Genomic DNA, 17,842 nt, shown 5'->3' with positions numbered 1-17,842 from the left:
CGCCCCCGATGCCACGGACCGAAGCCGGAGTATCTCCATGAATCATAACGATTCCATCCCCGAGACGCTGCCGGTCGGCGAGGCGGCGCTCAGCACCATCGCGATGCCGGGTGACGCGAATCCGGCGGGCGATATCTTCGGCGGCTGGCTGCTCTCGCAGATGGACCTGGCGGGCAGCATCCCCGCGACGGAGCGCGCCCAAGGGCGCGTCGCCACCATCGCGATCGAGGCGATAAAGTTTCATCGCGCGGTCCTGGTCGGCGACCGGGTGCGCTGCTATGCCGAGGTCACGCGTGTCGGGCGGACTTCACTGACCGTCAGGATCGAAACCTGGGTTTCCCGGCTCGGCGTGCCGGGCATGATGAAGGTGACCGAAGGCGTGTTCACCTATGTCGCGATCGACGGCAACCGCCGTCCGCGGCCAGTCGACGCCCAAGTTCCAATCGACGCCCAAGTTCCAGTCGACGCCTAAGTTTGGGCGTTTAGTCCGCGTTCGGCGGGATCGGCGTCGGCGCGGCCGCGTCGGCTTCCTGGATCGGGGTCGGCGTCGGCTCCGGCCGGACCTCGACCCTGGCCAAGCCCTGGTGGCGCATGGCGAGCGCATCTGCGGCGCGCGGCGTGAGATCGATCACGCGGCCGCGGATGTAGGGGCCGCGATCGTTGATCGTGACATGGACCGTCCGGCCGTTTTCGAGGTTGGTCACCTGCACGCGGGTGCCGAGCGGCAGCGTCTTCGAGGCCGCGGTCAGGCGATCGGGGTTCATCCGCTCGCCGCTTGCCGTCTTCTTGCCGACGAAGTGATGCCCGTAATAGGACGCCTTGCCGATGACTGCGTGAGGTGTTGTCGATGTCTTTGAAGTCTCGGCCGCATGCGCTGCGAATACAGGCGAGAAGCCGATCAAGCCGGCCGCGAAGAGATATCGAATATGTTCTGATTTCACCTGTTTATTCCTTGATCCCCGGGCCCGATTGCTCAGGGTTCGTGAATTTCACAGGCGCATCAACGACCAAAATTGTGGCAATGTTCCGGCATGGGGCGGAAATACCCCATAATTGTCACGGATGTGGCGATTCCAGGGCAAATGCGGCGGCTGTGGCGATCGTCACAAGACGTCGCTCTGTTTCAGGTCTATAGTGGTTGTGGTGATTGAAACGGTCGACACGCACAATGATACGAGGTGCCTTCAAAACGCCTCATATCCGCCAACTACTCGCCGCGGAGCACCGGCACTCTGATCCTCGTTGAAAGCCCGCCGGGCGGTCGATGGGACGACAGAGCCGGGGCCTGGATAAGGGGAGCGTTCATCATGCGGTGCCAGTGCGAAGAGCTGAATCTCAACGACCTGATCGCCGACCCGATGATTCGGGCACTGATGGCGCGCGACGCCGTCAAGGAGGCGGATCTGCGCAGCCTGATCGACGAGGTGCGCGACCGTTTCGTACACGGCGCCCCCGCCGCCCGCAAGCCTGTGGCTACGACACACTGACCTATTCGAACACCCGCTGGTCGCGCGCGGGTCCCCTCTGAAGCGCGGCATCCCCCAAGACAAACTAGCCCCCGCCGGATTGCCGGCGGGGGTCTTTCTTTTGAGCGGCGTCACCGTCGTGGAACGCTCGACCGTCGTCGTCTGCATGCTTGGCGCCACGACGATCGGCGCTGGCGATCGAGCGCGCCAGGATCGCCACCCATCCCGCTCACCGGCTCGACGAATTGCTGCCGTGGAGCTGGACGCCCAAGGCATCCGCGATGGCCTGACCTTGGCGCCGGTCAACAAGCTCCATCATGTCCATTTCATCAAATTCGGGGCGGAAACGGCCCGCCGCCCGACAAGGCGTTTACGCGGCCCGTCCGCCATCCCCCGCGGCCGGTCGGTACGCGAGCAGCCGGCTCCAGCCCCTGTAGCCGAGCTCCCGGAGCATGCGATGGGTGGCGGCGGCACCACCCCGCGCCGCCGTCATCTCCTCTCGGACCCCGGCCACCAGGGCCGCGACATAGCGGCTATTGCCCTGCGCGGCGACACGCTCGAGGCGCGGCAACACCTCGTCCACCTCGTCCCAGCGCTCGAGCATCGTGAGGACGACCGCGTCCATCCGGTCGAAGTACCAGAGCGGCGTCGCATTGCGTTGGCGGGTCATCCCGCGAAGCTCGTCCACCTTGTCCGATAGCCCGAGCGCGCCATTGGCCAGCAGCAGCACGCTCTCGCGCTCAAACGGCTCCGCCTGGAGCGGCGCCTCCGCGCGCGACAGAAGCGCCCGGGCCTCCATATCCTCGCCTTCGATAGCACTGGCGACCGCGGCGAAGGCGAGGGCGGTGGTTACGGCGTAGCAGAAGGCCGTCTCCGGATGCTCCGACACGAGCCGTTCTGTATCGGCCGCGAGTTCACGCAGGCCGCGCCAGTAGCCTTGCGCAAGCAGGACGTGGCACTGCTCTCGATAGGCATGGGTTCGCAGGTGCGGGCCGCGCGACGCGCTGCTTGCCAGGAATTGAGCGGCCAGGCCCTCGGCCTCTTCGAGGCGCCCGATATTGAGCGCGAGGATCGCGCGAAACTCGTGCTGCCGGTCCGTCGCGGCGCCTAACGGGGCCAGCGCGTCGAGCCGCTCGTAGCTCTGCCGCGCGGCTGCGAAGTCGCCGACCCGGTTCTGAAGAGTTCCCGCATGCCCGAGAATGGACCCGAGCGCGGTCGGGTCGACGACTGTCTCGGAGACGCGCAACGCCTCCGTCAGCTGCACCACATCGAAAGACTGATAAGCGCGCAATGCGAGCAGCCGGGCCATCGACGCGGCGTCGCCGGCGCCGCGGGCCACGCCTTCACCTTCGCGAAGCAGCGCTTCGACCAGAGCTTCATCCGGTGGCCGAAGGAACATGCCCGAGTTATAGACGGGCAGCTCCAGGAAGCTTGCATAGAGGTCGGCCGGCGGCTGATGCCCCGCCTCGAGGTAGCACTGCCGGGCTCGCATGAAATGCGCCCAGGCCTGGTCGGCGTCACCCTTGGCCGCAAACACGTCGCCGATCGTCTGCTCGACCTGTCCGACATCTTCGGGATCGATCGCGAACAGCGCTGCCCGGCGGCAGGCCTCGATCGCGCGCTCATAGGCAAAGCGGTCGGCGTACCGGCGAGACGCAGCAAGATGCGCCTCGCGCGCATGGCTTCGCACTCGGGACAGTTCCTCGCTGCCCTCCCACACCCACTCGGCATCCTCGCCCCCTACGGCCTCCCAGAGGTGATGCGCGAGCGTTTCGGCATCGTCCGCCGGCACGCCGTACCGAGCGTAGTGCGCATGGAGCTGCAGCCTCTCGGCGGTCGCGAGGCGACCGTACGCCACGTCGTGGACGAGCGCATGGTGAAAGCGCAGCCCACCCTGGACCGGGCGCAGGTAAGCGATCGCGACCAGCCGATCGAGGGCGCTCGCCACGTCGGCCGGCTCGCGTCCGGAGAGCAGCGCGGCGTCACTCGCCGTAAACGTCTCGCCGACGACGGCAACGCACTGCAGGAGCGCGCGATCCTGGCGAGAGAGCTCGTCGAGGCGCGCCCCGATGATCCCCTTGAGGGTGATCGGCACCTCTGGCGTCGCGCTCATGCTGCGCGCACGCGAAAGCTCGATGATGAAGAGCGGGTTGCCTTCGGCGCGCTCGATCCCCGCCGGGTCGATACTTCCCGCATGGCGGGCGAGGGCCCAGGCATCGCTCGCCTCGAGGGCATCCAGGCTGACGAACAGGCGATTGACGCCCGCGCGTAACCGCGCTTGGGCCGCAAATGCGGGCCGCGCGGTCGCGATGACCAGGAGCGGCAGGCTCGCTCCGAGCGTGATTCGCTCGAGCATGCGGACGATTTCCGGCTCACCCCAGTGGGCGTCGTCGACCCACACGACAAGTGGCCGGTCCCGGGTCAGGGCCGCGAGGTATCGGCGCCATCCATTCTCGACCTCGTCTTGCCGCTGGTCGGCGGGAAGCGTCGCCAGTTCGTGGCTGACGATCATGCCGGCGCTATGCGCGAGCGCGGCAGACACGCGATCGCGCTCGAGCGGATCCGAAAACAAGTCTGCCAGACGAGCGGCGAGCGCCTCGGCCGATCCGCCGGCGCCGTCCGACGCCAGCAGCTCGCGCAACGGATTGCGCGCAGCCCGCTCCGCGACAGGGCGACACCGCGCCTGGAGAATTCTGGCCTTGGCGCCGATCGCCGCCAAGAATTCCTCGACCAGCCGTGTCTTGCCCTGGCCCGGTGGCCCGGAGACGATGGCCAGGATGCTTCGCCCCGATCGGACGCGCCGGTAGGCGGCTTTGAGCCGGGCCAGCTCGGAAGTTCGGCCGATCAATGGCGGAAGGGCGCGGCCCGCCGGTTCGCCGATCGCGACCAGACGCCAGACGGCCTGCCGCCCCAGCCCCTTGAGCTCGACTTCGCCTAGGGGGGCGAAGGCCGCCAGCTCCGCGGCGACCTGGTGACAAGTGGGACCGACAAGAACTTGCCCGGGCGCGGCAAGCTGCTGGAGACGCGCCGCCAGGTTCACGCAGGTGCCGATGCTCGTCTGCTGGCCCTCGCGCTCGGCCGTGAGATCCACGATCACCTCGCCCGTCTCCAGGCCGATCCGAACCGCAAGGGGGACGGGCGCTCCGCCGCGCATCTCGGCCCACCGAATACACGCCTGTGCCGCGCGCAGGGCGCGTTGCGGATCGTCCGAGTGGGCTGCGGGCGTCCCGAACAGCGCAAAGATGGCGTCGCCGATGGTATTCGCAACGGTGCCCTGTTCGCCGTCGATGATCGTACGCAACTCGAGGAAAGCCTGATCGAGCGCGCGCTTGAACCGCTCGGGGCCGAGTTGCACCGTGAGTGCGGTGGAACCCACCACATCGATGAAGAACGCGGTGACGACTCGGCGTTCCATCGGCCGCTCCTCTCCGATGCCGCTTTTGACATCGGTCCCGAAGCCAAGCCTCTCGCGTCGGTCAATGCCAAGACTCGGACGCGACGAGCAAGATTAGCGTGCGCAGGCTCGGGGGACCACAGAAGAACGCGACCAAGGCCCGAGCGTGGGAACGGCGAGCAATCCCGAGTTCCGCCGCCGGCAGGCGTTAGGCGATGGCGGGATTGCCCCGCGCGACCCAGCGGGCGCGCCAAGCGGGTGGTGCGAAGGGCTGGCCGAAATAGACACGCTCACGGCGGATCAGGTCGTCGGCGAACTCATAAATCCAGACGCCGAGCCAGCGCGAGCCGTCGCCGTAGTGGATGATCCCCTCGGACCACCATACGTCGCCGGAGCCGCCGTGGCCGATCGGCTCAACGCGCGGGCCGCCGCCCTCAGGACGGTTCGTGCGCATCGCGACGTAGTTTTCGTGGCCGATCACGGTTTCACCCGATTGTGGCCAGGTCATCTGCCACTCTGGATGGCGAAAGTTGCGCATCGCTTCGAAGTCGTCCGCAGCACTCGCCCGATCATAACGCTCGATGATTGTCGCGCGGTCCATGGCTGTCCCTCCATCAAAGCTCGCGTCGGTGACGCAGGTGTGTTCTGTCGTCGGACCCAAAGAGCGGAGGATCGCGTTGCACCAGTCCTTCGAGGGCTGAGTTGCGACAATGCTATCAGCAGATCCGCATCTCGCCCATGCGCATCGCCAATGGCTATTGCCGGGGAAAGCCAAGGAGCGCGTCAAATCTGAGAAACAAGTAAGCCCCCACCGGTTTCCCGATGGGGGCCTCTTGGTTGCTACACAGACCTGCTACGCTTTGGTTTCGAACCGGGGTTTCCAGGCCTGTGTCTCTGCGGGCTCCGATTAGACCGAGTAGTACATCTGGAACTCGATCGGGTGCGGCGTGTGCTCGAACGCGTGCACCTCGTGGTACTTGAGCTCGATGTAGGCGTCGATCTGGTCCTTGGTGAACACGTCGCCCTTGAGCAGGAACTCGTGGTCGGCCTTGAGGTTCTCGAGCGCTTCGCGCAGCGAGCCGCAGACGGTCGGCACGTTCTTGAGCTCCTCCGGCGGCAGGTCGTAGAGGTTCTTGTCCATCGCCTCGCCCGGATGGATCTTGTTCTGGATGCCGTCGAGGCCAGCCATCAGCATGGCCGAATAGGCCAGGTAGGGGTTCGCACCCGGATCCGGGAAACGCACCTCGACGCGCTTGCCCTTCGGGCTCGACACGTAGGGGATGCGGCAGGAGGCCGAGCGGTTGCGCGACGAATAGGCGAGCAGCACCGGCGCTTCGAAGCCGGGGATGAGGCGCTTGTAGCTGTTCGTCAGCGGGTTGGTGAAGGCGTTCAGCGCCTTGGCATGGCGGATGATGCCGCCGATGTAGTAGAGCGCCGTGTCCGAGAGATCAGCATAGCCCGAGCCCGCGAAGGTCGGCTTGCCTTCCTTCCAGATCGACTGATGGACGTGCATGCCCGAGCCGTTGTCGCCCTTGATCGGCTTCGGCATGAAGGTCGCCGTCTTGCCATACTGATGCGCGACGTTGTGCACGACATACTTGTAGATCTGCATGCCGTCGGCGCACTTCAGCAGCGTGTCGAACTCGCAGCCGAGCTCGTGCTGGCTGGGCGCCACCTCGTGGTGATGCTTTTCGACCTTGAGGCCCATGTCCTCCATGACGGTCAGCATCTCGGCGCGCAGGTCGACGGCACTGTCGACCGGGTTCACCGGGAAGTAGCCGCCCTTGATGCCCGGGCGATGGCCGGTGTTGCCGTCCGGATACTTGGTGAAGCTGTTGTACGGGCCTTCGTCGCTGTCGATCTCGTAGCCGGCACCGTTCATGCCGACCTTGTAGCGCACGTCGTCGAACACGAAGAACTCGGCCTCGGGGCCGAAATAGGCGGTGTCACCGATGCCGGTCGAGCCGAGATAGGCGATGGCGCGCTTCGCGGTCGAGCGCGGGTCGCGGCTGTAGGACTGGCCGGTGCCGGGCTCGAGCACGTCGCAGACGATGATGAGCTGGGTCTGCGCCGCGAACGGGTCCATGACGGCAGTCGACAGATCCGGCATCAGCAGCATGTCGGACTCGTTGATCGCCTTCCAGCCCTCGATCGAAGAGCCGTCGAACATCACGCCATTGGTCAGCAGATCGGCGTCGACCGTGCGAACGTGATGGGCCAGATGCTGCCACTTGCCGCGCGGATCGGTGAAACGAAAGTCAACGTATTTGACCTCGTTCTCCTTGATCAGCTCGAGGACTTTTTCGACGTCGGACATCTGCAGGTTCCTTCCTTGATAGCAGACTTTGAATGCGAGCCCGGCGGCATCGGGGCGCAGACCTTCGGCCTGTCCGCGCGACCGGTGCCGGCGGGTAAGTTGGAGTGGGCATTCTGCCTAATTTTTGTGCGGAATGCCGCTTTTTTGGTTAGATGGCGTCGTTACCCCGTTCGCCCGTGCGGATGCGGATGACCTCGTCGACCGGGCTCACGAAGATCTTGCCATCGCCGATCCGCCCCGTATGGGCGGCCTGCTGGATCGCCTCGACGGCCCGTTCGACCAGCCCATCCTCCATGATGACCTCGATCTTCACCTTCGGCAGGAAATCGACGACATATTCCGCGCCGCGGTAGAGCTCCGTGTGACCTTTCTGGCGCCCGAAGCCCTTGGCCTCGGTGACCGTGATCCCCTTGATCCCCACCTCGTGCAGCGCTTCCTTCACTTCGTCGAGCTTGAACGGCTTGATGACGGCTTCGACCTTTTTCATCGTTACTCCTCGTGCGCCTTGAAGGTTGGGGGCTGCATCACCGGCGTCTGAAGCATGCCCCGTGCCAGTTTTGCCGGCTAGCGCGTGTTCCGCGCGAGAAATTCGCCAAATCGTCCCATCGCCTCGTCGATCGCCTCCAGCGAAGCCGCGTAGCTCAAGCGCAGGTAGCCTTCGCCCTCGGCGCCGAAGCTGGTGCCGGCGATGGTCGCGATCCCGGCCTCGTCGAGGAGCCGGGCCTGCAGCGTCCGGCTGTCCATGCCGGTGCCGGTGATGTTGGGAAAGACGTAGAACGCGCCGCCCGGCGTGACGCAACTGACGCCGGGCAGCCGGTTGAGCGCCGCCACGATGCGGCCGCGCCGCTCGGCAAAGGCATCGACCATCTGCCGGGCCGGCGCGCGCGGGCCCTCGAGTGCCGCGATGCCGGCCCATTGCGCGGCCGCATTGACGCAGGAATGGCTGTTGACGGCTAGGCGCTCGGCCAGGGGCAGCAGTGCCTTCGGCCAGACGCCGTAGCCCAGGCGCCAGCCGGTCATCGCATAGGTCTTGCTGAAGCCGTCGAGCAGGATCAGCCGGTCGGCGAGTTCCGGATATGTGAGCAGGCTCACATGCTCGGCGCCGTCATAAAGCATCTCGCCATAGATCTCGTCGCTCATGACGGCGACGTGCGGATGGTGGGCGAGGCCCGCGACCAGCTTGTCGATCTCGGCCCTGGGCACGACGCCGCCGGTCGGGTTGGCCGGGCTGTTCAGGATCAGCAGACGCGTGCGCGGCGTGATGCGCGCGAGCACGTCCTCGGCCGTCAGCGCAAAGCCCGTCGCCTCCCTGAGCGGCAGCGGCACCGCGGTGGCGCCGGTGTAGCGGATGACGCTCTCGTAGATCGGGAAGCCAGGATTGGGATAGATGATCTCCGCACCCGGCTCGCCGAACATCGAGATCGCGAAGAACATCGTGACCTTGCCGCCCGGTACCACCAGCACCTGGACCGGATCGACGGTGACGCCGTGGCGGCGGTGGAGGTCGATCGAGATGGCGCGGCGCAGCTCGGGAATGCCCTGGGCCGGCGTATAGCCGTGATGGCCGTCGGCGAGCGCCTTGACCGCCGCCTCGACGATATGGCCCGGCGTCGAGAAGTCGGGCTGGCCGATGCCGAGATTGATGATCGAGCGGCCCTGGGCCTCGAGCGCCTTCGCCCGCGCCAAGACCTCGAAGGCGGTCTCGGTGCCGAGCCGCCCCATGCCTGCTGCGACCTTGAGACCTGTTTCGCCCATGGGCACCCTCCCGCCGTTTCTGTCCGGCCGTCACGCTATAGGCCCGAGGGCGGCTTCGCAACGGGGCGATCCGACCCTCTGTGCCTCCGTCGCGCGCCACCCATGCGTATTCATTCGCGCCATCGGCTTGACGGGTGCGCCGGGGCTGGACTAGAAAACGGCCTCCAAGTGCGGCGGGTGTAGCTCAGTTGGTTAGAGCGCCAGATTGTGATTCTGGATGTCGCCGGTTCGAATCCGGTCACTCGCCCCAAAATCTTCCATTTGAACGAACCTGACTGACGCCGTCACCGCCCCCGCGGCCGGTGCGCGTCCGGCCGTCCCGCTCGCCCGGCCTGTCAGGTCAGAGCGCTGGCCGGGGCTTGCGCAGCGCGATGCGCGCGATCAGGCGGCGGAAATTGCCCTTCTGCGCCTCGGTCACGGGGGCGAGGAGCGCCACGGCCGCGAGCGTGCCGCCGGTCACGACGAGCGGGCTCAGCCGGTCGAGATGGCCGGCCAGTGCCACCGCGCGCAGGAAATAGACCAGCGGATAGTGGAAGAGATAGAGCGCGAAGGTGAGGCCGGCCAGATAGCGGATCGGCTTCTGCAGGCGGTAGAGCGGGGCTGCCAGATCCTGGGCGATCGCAGCCAGGCCGACGAGCAGCGCTGAAAACAGGATGCCGGTCACGTAATTGGCGAGGAAGCCCTGGGAATTGCTCAAGAGCGCCACGGTCTGGTCGCCGAAGAGGTCGACGACCGCCCGATCGAGCGCCGTCTTGATGCCGAGGCTGAGGAACAGGACATAGGCCGCGACCGAGCCCACGACCAGCAGGGTGCCCACGAAGCGGCCGACCCGTTCGGCTTGCACCAGGTAATATATTGCCACGCCCAGCACCCAGAGCGGCATCAGCAGCAGGATCTTGGGGCCGGCGGCGAGTGCAGCGAGGCCGGCCCAGAGCCAGCGATAGCGTCCGCCCCACACGACGAGCGCGAACAACAGGTAATAGACCGCCTCGTATCCCAGCGACCAGAGCGGGCTGTTGACCCCGGGCCAGACGTCCCACCACCAGATCTCGTTCAGGAACAGCCCGCTCGCCGCGAGCTGCAGGCCGATCGGCCGGCCGATGTTGGCAAGCGTCGCAGGATCGGTCCAATGGTCGGCATAGAGGGCCGGCGCCAGCCAGCTGCCGGCCGCGTCGAGCAGCACCGTCGCGACGAGCGCCGGCAGCACGACGGAATAGAGTCGCGCCAGGCGATTGAGCGCGTAGGCGCCGGGGGTCCGATCCTTCGTCTCGGCGCTGTAGGCGATGACGAAGCCGGACAGCACGAAGAACACGATGACCGGCTCCCGCTCGGTCAGGACCAAGCGATAGGGCAGGCCGGAGCCGAACTTGCCGAAGGCGGCGTGATGAAAGAAGACGAGCAACGCCGCGACAAAGCGGATCACGTCGAGCAGCAGGGAGAGCGGTCGGTTCACGGGACAGCGATTCCGGTCAGGGATGAGGCGAAGAAGAAGGTTCTTCGAGGCATCGATCTGAGCAGCGCGGTCCTCGTTCGGACACCTCTAGGTTTATTTATTTTCTTGCAGATGTCGAGGCTTATTGCCGCAAATTTTCGATAATGAGCGCAAACCGTCATCGCTCGGCAATCGTTCCAAGCGGCGTTAGAGTGGCTGCCTTGCTAAACGGAAATGAATCCCGAGGAGACGAGCATGTGGCGACCCAACGGCGTGAAGGCGCGGCTCAAGGCCGGCGAGGCGGTCTACGGCCTGTTCCATGGCTTCGCGAGCCCGCTGGTCGCCGAGCTTTTGGGGCTCGTCGGCTATGATTTCGTCTTGATCGACGGCGAGCACGGGCCGGGCGACGTGATGACGCATCTGGCGCAGGTCCAGGCGGTGCAGGCGACGCCGGCCATGGCCATGCTGCGCGTCGCCGTCAACGAGCCGACCCAGTTCAAGCGCGCGCTCGACATCGGCGTCGAGGGTGTGATGGTGCCGAACGTCACGAGCGCGCTCGAAGCTGCGGCTGCGGTCGAGTCCTGCCGCTATCCGAACGGCGGCAAACGCGGCTTCGCGGCGCCGATCCTGCGCGCGGCGAACTTCGGCCTGGTGACGGCGGAATATATCGCCCGGGCGGCCGACGAGCTCTTGATCGCGGTGCAGATCGAGACGCTCGCCGGGGCGTCGCGCGCGGCGGAGATCGCCGCGGTCGACGGCGTCGACGTGGTGTTCATCGGCCCGAACGACCTCTCGGGCGATCTGGGCGTGCTGGGCCAGTTCGACCATCCGGACTACGTCAAGGCCGTGGCCGCGATCGAGGCCGGCGTGAAGTCGGCCGGGAAGGTCCTGGGCTGCCTGCCGTATCCGGGCGCCGACCCGGTCGAGCTCCATCGGCGCGGCCATCGCTTCATCTGCTCGGGCGCCGACGTGGCGCTGCTGCGCGACGCGGCGCTGGCGCAGCTGCGCAGCCTGCCGCGCTGACCCCGAAGGCTGACCCACGATGGCGCTCGCGACCGCCCTCCTGACCCCGGCCGAGATGGGCGAGGTCGATCGCCGCACCATCGCCGGCGGCACGGCCGGCGCGCTCCTCATGGAACGGGCCGGCGCCGCGGTCGCGGCCGAAATCGGGCGGCGCTGGACGCGCCGGCCCGTCGCGGTGCTGTGCGGCCCCGGCAACAACGGCGGCGACGGCTTCGTCGTGGCACGGCGGCTCGCGGCCGAGGGCTGGCCGGTCCGGCTGGCCTTGCTGGGCGAGCGCGCAGCACTCCGTGGCGACGCCGCCCATCATGCGGCCCTATGGCTCCAGCCAGTCGAGCCGCTCGGTCCGGCCGCGCTGGACGGCGCCGGCCTGGTCGTCGACGCGCTCTTCGGCGCGGGGCTCAGCCGGCCGCTTGATGCGCCGGTGGCCGGTCTCCTGGCCGAGGTCGGCCGCCGGCGCTTGGCCGTTGTGGCGGTCGACGTGCCGAGCGGCCTCGATGGTGCCACCGGCCTGGCATCGGGCGCGGTCGCGGCCGATCTCACCGTGACGTTCGGCTGGCTCAAGCCCGGTCATCTGTTGCAGCCAGGCCGCGACCTGTGCGGCGAGACCGTGCTGGCCGACATCGGCCTCGACCCGGCGGCCCTCGACGCGCTCGGGGTCAAGACCTGGGCGAACGATCCGGCGTCCTGGCGCGTCGCCCTGCCGCGTCTTGCGAGCGGCACACATAAATATATGCGCGGCCACGCGCTGGTCCTGGGCGGGTGGCCGATGAGTGGGGCAGGGCGACTCGCCGCCCGGGCCGCCGCGCGGGCCGGTGCCGGCCTGGTCACGGTCGCAGTGCCGCCAGCCGGGCACGGGACCTATGCGGCGGCGTTCGAAAGCCAGATCGTCCGGCCGCTCGCCGATGCGCATGCGCTGGACGCGCTGCTCGCCGATCGCCGCTTCACCGGCCTGCTGCTCGGCCCGGGGGCGGGCGCCGGGGGGACCACGCGGGTCATGGCGCTGCGCCTGCTCGCGGCCGAGCGGCCGTGCGTGCTCGACGCCGATGCGCTTACCGCCTTTGCCGACGCGCCGGCCGAGCTCTTCGCCGCGATCCGCGCGCCGACCGTGTTGACGCCGCATGCCGGCGAATTCGCGCGCCTGTTCAAGACGTCGGGCGACAAGCTGACCCAGGCCCGTGCCGCTGCAGCCGAGAGCGGTGCCGTCCTGGTCCTGAAGGGCGGCGACACGGTCGTCGCCGCACCCGACGGGCGCGCGGTGATCAATGCGAACGCGCCGCCGACGCTCGCGACCGGCGGCACCGGCGATGTGCTTGCCGGCCTGATCGTCGGGCTGCTCGCCCAGGGCATGCCCGCATTCGAGGCGGCCGCCGCCGGAGTGTGGCTCCACGGTGCCGCGGCCGCGACGTTCGGTCCAGGGCTGATCGCCTCCGATCTGCCCGACCGGATCCCCGTCGCGCTGCGGCGTCTCGGCCGGTCACGGGCCTAGCATCGCGCGGCTTGCTCTCCGGCGCCGGTTGGGGGAGAACAGCAAAAAAGGGATGCCTGCCGCCCCTCAAAGCCCCTCGGGAGAGACCGCCGTCCATGGCCAAGCTATCGATCGTTCCGCCGCCCGCTCCGCCCACCATTGCGCCCGAGCGGATCCGCCGCCTCGAAGCGCTGGCCGAGAGGGTACTGTGGCTTTCGGCCTGGACGATCCACAACGCGAACCATGTCCGGCCGAACCGCGACGGGCTCAAGGTCGGCGGCCACCAGGCCTCGTCCGCCTCGCTCGTCACGCTGATGACGGCGCTTTACCTGGACGTGCTCCGGCCGGAAGACCGGGTCGCGGTCAAGCCGCATGCCTCGCCGGTGTTCCACGCGCTGCAATATCTCCTGGGCCACCAGACGCGCGAGAAGCTCGAGCGCTTCCGCGCGTTCGGCGGGGCGCAATCCTATCCGTCGCGCACCAAGGACACGGACGACGTCGATTTCTCGACCGGCTCGGTCGGCCTTGGCGTTGCGATCACGCTGTTCGCCTCGATCGCCCAGGATTTCGTCAAGCTCAAGGAGCTTTCGGCCGACAAGCGGCCGCCGGGCCGTATGGTGGCGCTGGTCGGCGATGCCGAACTCGACGAGGGCAACGTGTTCGAGGCGCTGCTCGAGGGCTGGAAGCACGATGTCCGGAACCTCTGGTGGGTTATCGACTACAACCGCCAGAGCCTCGATTCGATCGTCAACGACCGGCTGTTCAACCGCATCGACAGCCTGTTCGAGATGATGGGCTGGCGCGTCGTCACCTTGAAATACGGCAAGCGGCTCGAAGCCGCCTTCGCGCGGCCCGACGGCGAGCATTTGCGCCAGTGGATCGACGAATGTCCGAACTCGCGCTATTCGGCGCTGGTCTACAAGGGCGGCGCCGGCTGGCGCGAGCACCTTCAGCGCGACTTGAACCGCTATCCGGGCATCCGCCGCATCCTGGACGAGCATGACGACGACCAGCTCCATGCGCTCATGACCAATCTTGCCGGCCATGACATGGAAGCGGTGCTGGAGGCGTTCCACGGCATCGAGGACGACACGCCGACCTGCTTCATCGCCTATACGATCAAGGGCCACGGCCTGCCGTTCGCCGGCCACAAGGACAACCACGCCGGCCTCATGAACAAGGAGCAGATGGCGGGCTTCAAGACGAAGCTCGGCATCCCGGACGGCGCCGAATGGGATAAGTTCGCCGGCGCCAAGCTGCCCGAGGCCGAGCTCCAGGCGTTCCTCGACCAGGTGCCGTTCGCGGCTGCAGGCGAGCGTCAGTACCGGGCGGCAGCCGTGCCGATCGGCGACCTGCCGGTGCCGGCGGTCGGCGGCAGCAAGGCCTCGACCCAGGAAGGCTTCGGCAAGATCCTGAACGACCTTGCCGGCACCACGAGCCCGCTCGCCGACCGGATCGTCACCACCTCGCCCGACGTCACGGTCTCGACCAATCTCGGCGGCTGGGTCAACCGGCGCGGCATCTTCCACCGGCGCGAGATCGCCGACACGTTCCGCGACGAGAAGGTCGTCTCGGCCCAGCGCTGGGCCATGGCGCCCGGCGGTCAGCACCTGGAGCTGGGCATCGCCGAGCACAACCTGTTCCTGATGCTGGCGGCGCTGGGGCTGACGGCCCCACTGTTCGGTGCGCGGCTCTTGCCGGTCGGCACGCTCTACGACCCGTTCATCAATCGCGGCTTGGACGCGCTCAACTATGGCTGCTACCAGGATTCGCGCTTCATGGTCGTGGCGACGCCGTCGGGCTTGACCTTGGCGCCCGAGGGCGGCGCGCATCAGTCGATCAACACGCCGCTCATCGGCATAGGCCAGGCCGGGCTCGCGTCGTTCGAGCCGGCCTATGTCGACGAGCTAGGCGTGCTCATGGCCTGGGGCTTCGACTATATGCAGCGGCCGGCGGGCGAGGGCGGGTCGATCTATCTCCGGCTTTCGACCCGGCAGATCGAGCAGCCGGCGCGGACGCTGACCCCGGCCTTGCGCGACGGCATCGTCGCCGGCGCCTATTGGCTGGTCGAGCCGGCGTCTGGCGCCGAGCTCGCTATCGTCTATTGCGGCGCCGTGGCGGAGGAGGCGCGCCGGGCGCATCAGGCGATCCTGGAGGATATCCCGGGCGCCGGCCTGCTGGCGGTGACGTCGCCGGACCGGCTGCACGCGGACTGGCTCCTGCATCGTCAAGAAGGACGGGGGCCGAGCCATATCGAACGGCTGCTGGCGCCGCTAGCACCCGACGCGGGGCTCGTCACGGTCATCGACGCCCATCCGGCGGCGCTCAGCTGGCTCGGCGCCGCCGGCGGCCGGCGGGTCGAGCCGCTGGGTGTCGATCATTTCGGCCAATCGGGCGATCTGCCGGACCTCTATCGCGCCTATGGCCTTGACGAGGACGCGATTCTGGACGCTGTGGCGCGCGCCTGCCTTGCCTGACCGGGGCCCGACGGGCGCCTGATCCGGCGAAATAGCGGTCGCCGCCTGCGTATTTGTCGTGGGATGGCCAAAAAGCTTGTGCTATGTCAACCGGCCGACGTCGGGCCGGCGCGGGCGTGGCGGAATTGGTAGACGCACTGGATTTAGGTTCCAGCGACGAAAGTCGTGGGGGTTCAAGTCCCTTCGCCCGCACCAGCATCGATTGAACGATCAACCCTTGCCAGGGGTGGCGCGCCGTTATCGGACGTGCCGCCCTGCTGACCCATAGGCTTCTTTTTCATGCAGATCACCGAGACCAGCACCGAAGGCCTGAAGCGCGGCTTCAAGGTCGTCGTCGCCTCCCAGGATATCGAAAAGCGCGTTGACGCGCGGCTCGCCGAGGTCGCCAAGACCGTCCGTCTGCCGGGCTTCCGTCCGGGCAAGGTGCCGACCTCGGTCGTCAAGCAGCGCTACGGCGACAGCCTCCTGGGCGAGGTGCTGGAGCAGACGGTGAACGAGACTTCGAGCCAGGCGCTGGCCGAACGCAACCTGCGTCCGGCGCTGCAGCCGAAGATCGAGATCACCTCGTTCGAGAAGGGTGCCGATCTCGTCTACGACATGAGCCTCGAGATCCTGCCCGAGATCCAGACCATGGATTTCTCGACGGTGGCGCTCGAGCGCCTGAAGCCCGAGATCCCGAACGAGGAGCTGGACGAGGCGCTGACGAACCTGGCCGAGCGCTATCGCGAGACCGAGGATGTGACCGACGGCAGCGCCGCCGCCAACGGCGACGTGACCGTCATCGACTTCGTGGGCTCGATCGACGGTGAGAAGTTCGACGGCGGCGCCGGCACCGACTTCTCGCTGGAGCTGGGCTCCGGCCGTTTCATCCCGGGCTTCGAAGAGCAGCTCGTGGGCGCCAAGGTTGGCGACCATGTCGCGGTCAAGGTGCCGTTCCCGGCCGATTACGGCGTCGAGACGCTCGCCGGCAAGGACGCGGTGTTCGAGGTCGACGTCAAGGGCCTGAAGCGCAAGCTGCCGGCCGTGGTCGACGAGAAGCTCGCCGACACGCTCGGGCTCGAGAACCTGGAAGCGCTGCGCACGGCGGTTCGCGAGCAGATGGAGCGCGAGTACGCCGGCGTCGCCCGCCAGAAGCTGAAGCGCGACCTCTTGGACATCCTGTCGGACAAGCACGACTTCGCCGTGCCGACCGGCATGGTCGACCTCGAGTTCGACAGCATCTGGAAGCAGTTCGAGGCCGAGCGCGAGCGCTCCAAGGCGGCCGGCACTTACAAGGAAGAAGAGGCCAAGCCCGAGGAGGAGACCAAGGACGAGTACCGCAAGATCGCCGAGCGGCGCGTGCGGCTTGGCCTGGTCCTTGCCGAAGTGGGTCGGACGAACAACATCCAGGTAACCCAGGACGAGGTGAACCGGGCCGTGATGGCCCAGGCGCGCAACTACCCGGGGCAGGAGAAGGCCGTGATGGACTTCTACCGCAACAATCCCGACGCGATGGGCCAGCTCCGCGCGCCGATCTACGAGGACAAGGTCGTCGATTTCATCGTCGATCTTGCCCAGGTCACCGACAAGGCGGTGCCGCCGAAGGAACTGGTGGCGCTCGCCGGCCTCGATGACGAAGAGGAAACCGCTGAAGCCTGATCGGGCGTTCGTCCGGCAGGTTCGAGGCCTGATCCAACGCCCTTGGGGTGCCGTTCGCAGCGATTGCGGACGGCACCCCACCGGGGCATGCTCGGCACCCTGGGACGTACCCTGGGACGGGTCGAGTAGTTTGAAGGAACCTGTGTGATCATGGCCGACGCTTTGGAAGTGTATATGAACAGCCTGGTGCCGATGGTGGTCGAACAGACCAACCGCGGCGAGCGGGCCTACGACATCTATTCGCGCCTGTTGAAGGAGCGGATCATTTTCCTGGTAGGCCCGGTCAGCGACCCGGTGGCCAGCCTCGTCTGCGCGCAGCTCCTGTTCCTCGAGGCCGAGAATCCGACCAAGGACATCTCGATCTACATCAATTCGCCGGGCGGCCTCGTCACGGCCGGCCTCGCGATCTACGACACGATGCAGTACGTCCGTCCGGACATCGCCACCATCTGCGTCGGCCAGGCGGCCTCCATGGGATCGCTGCTGCTCGCCGCCGGCGCCAAGGGCAAGCGATTCGCGCTGCCGAACTCCCGCATCATGATCCACCAGCCGTCGGGCGGCGCCCAGGGCCAGGCGTCTGACATCGAGATCCAGGCGCGCGAGATCCTGTCGCTGCGCCGGCGCCTGAACGAGATCTACGTGAAGCATACCGGGCAGTCGCTCGACGTCATTGAAGAGGCGGTCGAGCGAGACAAATTCCTCTCACCGGAGGAGTCGAAGGTTTTCGGTCTGATCGATGACGTCATGGCCGCGCGGCCGGTGTTGGCCAAGGAAGAGGACAGCAAGAACCGTTGAGCAGGCACCCCGCACCCTTGTTAAGGGGGTGTTGATGTCCGCAATGTTACGGTTTGATGGGATCGGCGGGACGATCCGAT

General features: G+C 67.2%; 14 protein-coding genes and 2 tRNA genes. 9 read left to right on the top strand and 7 right to left on the bottom strand.

All coding sequences use genetic code 11. The features are described 5' to 3' along the window. Positions 1-37: 37 nt before the first annotated feature. Positions 38-472: an acyl-CoA thioesterase gene (locus IEY58_RS27100; RefSeq protein WP_189051290.1), complete on the top strand. Its 435-nt coding sequence runs from the start codon at positions 38-40 to the stop codon at positions 470-472. 10 nt (positions 473-482) lie between these two features. Here the strand turns inward: IEY58_RS27100 and IEY58_RS27095 are convergent, their stop codons facing one another. Then, complete coding sequence (locus IEY58_RS27095; protein WP_229743975.1) at positions 483-941, bottom strand: septal ring lytic transglycosylase RlpA family protein; 459 nt, start codon at positions 939-941, stop codon at positions 483-485. 366 nt (positions 942-1,307) lie between these two features. On the opposite strand from IEY58_RS27095, the gene IEY58_RS27090 reads away from it, so the two are divergent. Beyond that, positions 1,308-1,487 (top strand): hypothetical protein, encoded by a 180-nt coding sequence (locus IEY58_RS27090; protein WP_189051289.1) that lies wholly within the window; start codon positions 1,308-1,310, stop codon positions 1,485-1,487. A gap of 349 nt (positions 1,488-1,836) precedes the next feature. On the opposite strand, the gene IEY58_RS27085 is transcribed toward IEY58_RS27090, so the two are convergent. The 5 genes from IEY58_RS27085 to IEY58_RS27065 all read right to left on the bottom strand — a co-directional run bounded on the left by IEY58_RS27085 (position 1,837) and on the right by IEY58_RS27065 (position 8,932). Then, the gene (locus IEY58_RS27085) at positions 1,837-4,881 is read right to left on the bottom strand and encodes an adenylate/guanylate cyclase domain-containing protein (protein ID WP_189051288.1); all 3,045 of its coding nucleotides are present in this window, start codon (positions 4,879-4,881) and stop codon (positions 1,837-1,839) included. A gap of 187 nt (positions 4,882-5,068) precedes the next feature. Next, positions 5,069-5,461, bottom strand: a complete 393-nt coding sequence (locus tag IEY58_RS27080) for a nuclear transport factor 2 family protein (RefSeq protein ID WP_189051287.1) — start codon at positions 5,459-5,461, stop codon at positions 5,069-5,071. Between the two features lie 306 nt (positions 5,462-5,767). Further along, positions 5,768-7,177 carry a type I glutamate--ammonia ligase gene (gene glnA / locus IEY58_RS27075; RefSeq protein WP_189051286.1) on the bottom strand — a complete coding sequence of 470 codons (1,410 nt, stop codon included), beginning with the start codon at positions 7,175-7,177 and terminating at the stop codon, positions 5,768-5,770. 148 nt (positions 7,178-7,325) lie between these two features. Continuing rightward, positions 7,326-7,664 (bottom strand): P-II family nitrogen regulator, encoded by a 339-nt coding sequence (locus IEY58_RS27070; RefSeq protein WP_189051285.1) that lies wholly within the window; start codon positions 7,662-7,664, stop codon positions 7,326-7,328. A gap of 77 nt (positions 7,665-7,741) precedes the next feature. Beyond that, positions 7,742-8,932: a pyridoxal phosphate-dependent aminotransferase gene (locus IEY58_RS27065; RefSeq protein ID WP_189051284.1), complete on the bottom strand. Its 1,191-nt coding sequence runs from the start codon at positions 8,930-8,932 to the stop codon at positions 7,742-7,744. A gap of 173 nt (positions 8,933-9,105) precedes the next feature. Here IEY58_RS27065 and IEY58_RS27060 point away from each other — a divergent pair. After that, positions 9,106-9,182, top strand: a tRNA-His gene (locus tag IEY58_RS27060). Between the two features lie 90 nt (positions 9,183-9,272). On the opposite strand, the gene IEY58_RS27055 is transcribed toward IEY58_RS27060, so the two are convergent. Beyond that, the gene (locus IEY58_RS27055) at positions 9,273-10,385 is read right to left on the bottom strand and encodes an acyltransferase family protein (protein ID WP_189051283.1); all 1,113 of its coding nucleotides are present in this window, start codon (positions 10,383-10,385) and stop codon (positions 9,273-9,275) included. A 234-nt stretch (positions 10,386-10,619) separates the two neighbouring features. Here IEY58_RS27055 and IEY58_RS27050 point away from each other — a divergent pair, with 234 nt between their 5' ends. From IEY58_RS27050 to clpP, 6 genes are all read left to right on the top strand, one after another. Next, positions 10,620-11,387 carry an HpcH/HpaI aldolase family protein gene (locus IEY58_RS27050; RefSeq protein WP_189051282.1) on the top strand — a complete coding sequence of 256 codons (768 nt, stop codon included), beginning with the start codon at positions 10,620-10,622 and terminating at the stop codon, positions 11,385-11,387. A gap of 19 nt (positions 11,388-11,406) precedes the next feature. After that, positions 11,407-12,873 (top strand): NAD(P)H-hydrate dehydratase, encoded by a 1,467-nt coding sequence (locus IEY58_RS27045; protein ID WP_189051281.1) that lies wholly within the window; start codon positions 11,407-11,409, stop codon positions 12,871-12,873. Positions 12,874-12,968: 95 nt separating this feature from the next. Then, on the top strand, positions 12,969-15,329 hold the full coding sequence (locus IEY58_RS27040; RefSeq protein WP_189051280.1) for a 1-deoxy-D-xylulose-5-phosphate synthase N-terminal domain-containing protein: 2,361 nt from the start codon (positions 12,969-12,971) through the stop codon (positions 15,327-15,329). A 110-nt stretch (positions 15,330-15,439) separates the two neighbouring features. After that, positions 15,440-15,524 (top strand) — tRNA-Leu (locus IEY58_RS27035). 84 nt (positions 15,525-15,608) lie between these two features. Beyond that, positions 15,609-16,967 (top strand): trigger factor, encoded by a 1,359-nt coding sequence (gene tig / locus IEY58_RS27030; RefSeq protein ID WP_189051279.1) that lies wholly within the window; start codon positions 15,609-15,611, stop codon positions 16,965-16,967. A gap of 150 nt (positions 16,968-17,117) precedes the next feature. Next, on the top strand, positions 17,118-17,762 hold the full coding sequence (gene clpP / locus IEY58_RS27025) for an ATP-dependent Clp endopeptidase proteolytic subunit ClpP (RefSeq protein WP_189051278.1): 645 nt from the start codon (positions 17,118-17,120) through the stop codon (positions 17,760-17,762). Positions 17,763-17,842 lie beyond the last annotated feature (80 nt).

This window comes from Aliidongia dinghuensis, from assembly GCF_014643535.1.
Lineage (GTDB): Bacteria > Pseudomonadota > Alphaproteobacteria > ATCC43930 > CGMCC-115725 > Aliidongia > Aliidongia dinghuensis.
This window is presented reverse-complemented; position numbering and strand designations above follow the sequence as displayed.

Excerpts from the sequence above, each read along its gene's own strand:
- IEY58_RS27070 (WP_189051285.1), bottom strand. The coding sequence starts at position 7,664 with ATGAAAAAGGTCGAAGCCGTCATCAAGCCGTTCAAGCTCGACGAAGTG.
- clpP (WP_189051278.1), top strand. The coding sequence starts at position 17,118 with ATGGCCGACGCTTTGGAAGTGTATATGAACAGCCTGGTGCCGATGGTG.
- IEY58_RS27085 (WP_189051288.1), bottom strand. The coding sequence starts at position 4,881 with ATGGAACGCCGAGTCGTCACCGCGTTCTTCATCGATGTGGTGGGTTCC.
- IEY58_RS27100 (WP_189051290.1), top strand. The coding sequence starts at position 38 with ATGAATCATAACGATTCCATCCCCGAGACGCTGCCGGTCGGCGAGGCG.
- glnA (WP_189051286.1), bottom strand. The coding sequence starts at position 7,177 with ATGTCCGACGTCGAAAAAGTCCTCGAGCTGATCAAGGAGAACGAGGTC.
- IEY58_RS27045 (WP_189051281.1), top strand. The coding sequence starts at position 11,407 with ATGGCGCTCGCGACCGCCCTCCTGACCCCGGCCGAGATGGGCGAGGTC.
- tig (WP_189051279.1), top strand. The coding sequence starts at position 15,609 with ATGCAGATCACCGAGACCAGCACCGAAGGCCTGAAGCGCGGCTTCAAG.
- IEY58_RS27040 (WP_189051280.1), top strand. The coding sequence starts at position 12,969 with ATGGCCAAGCTATCGATCGTTCCGCCGCCCGCTCCGCCCACCATTGCG.
- IEY58_RS27090 (WP_189051289.1), top strand. The coding sequence starts at position 1,308 with ATGCGGTGCCAGTGCGAAGAGCTGAATCTCAACGACCTGATCGCCGAC.
- IEY58_RS27065 (WP_189051284.1), bottom strand. The coding sequence starts at position 8,932 with ATGGGCGAAACAGGTCTCAAGGTCGCAGCAGGCATGGGGCGGCTCGGC.
- IEY58_RS27050 (WP_189051282.1), top strand. The coding sequence starts at position 10,620 with ATGTGGCGACCCAACGGCGTGAAGGCGCGGCTCAAGGCCGGCGAGGCG.
- IEY58_RS27080 (WP_189051287.1), bottom strand. The coding sequence starts at position 5,461 with ATGGACCGCGCGACAATCATCGAGCGTTATGATCGGGCGAGTGCTGCG.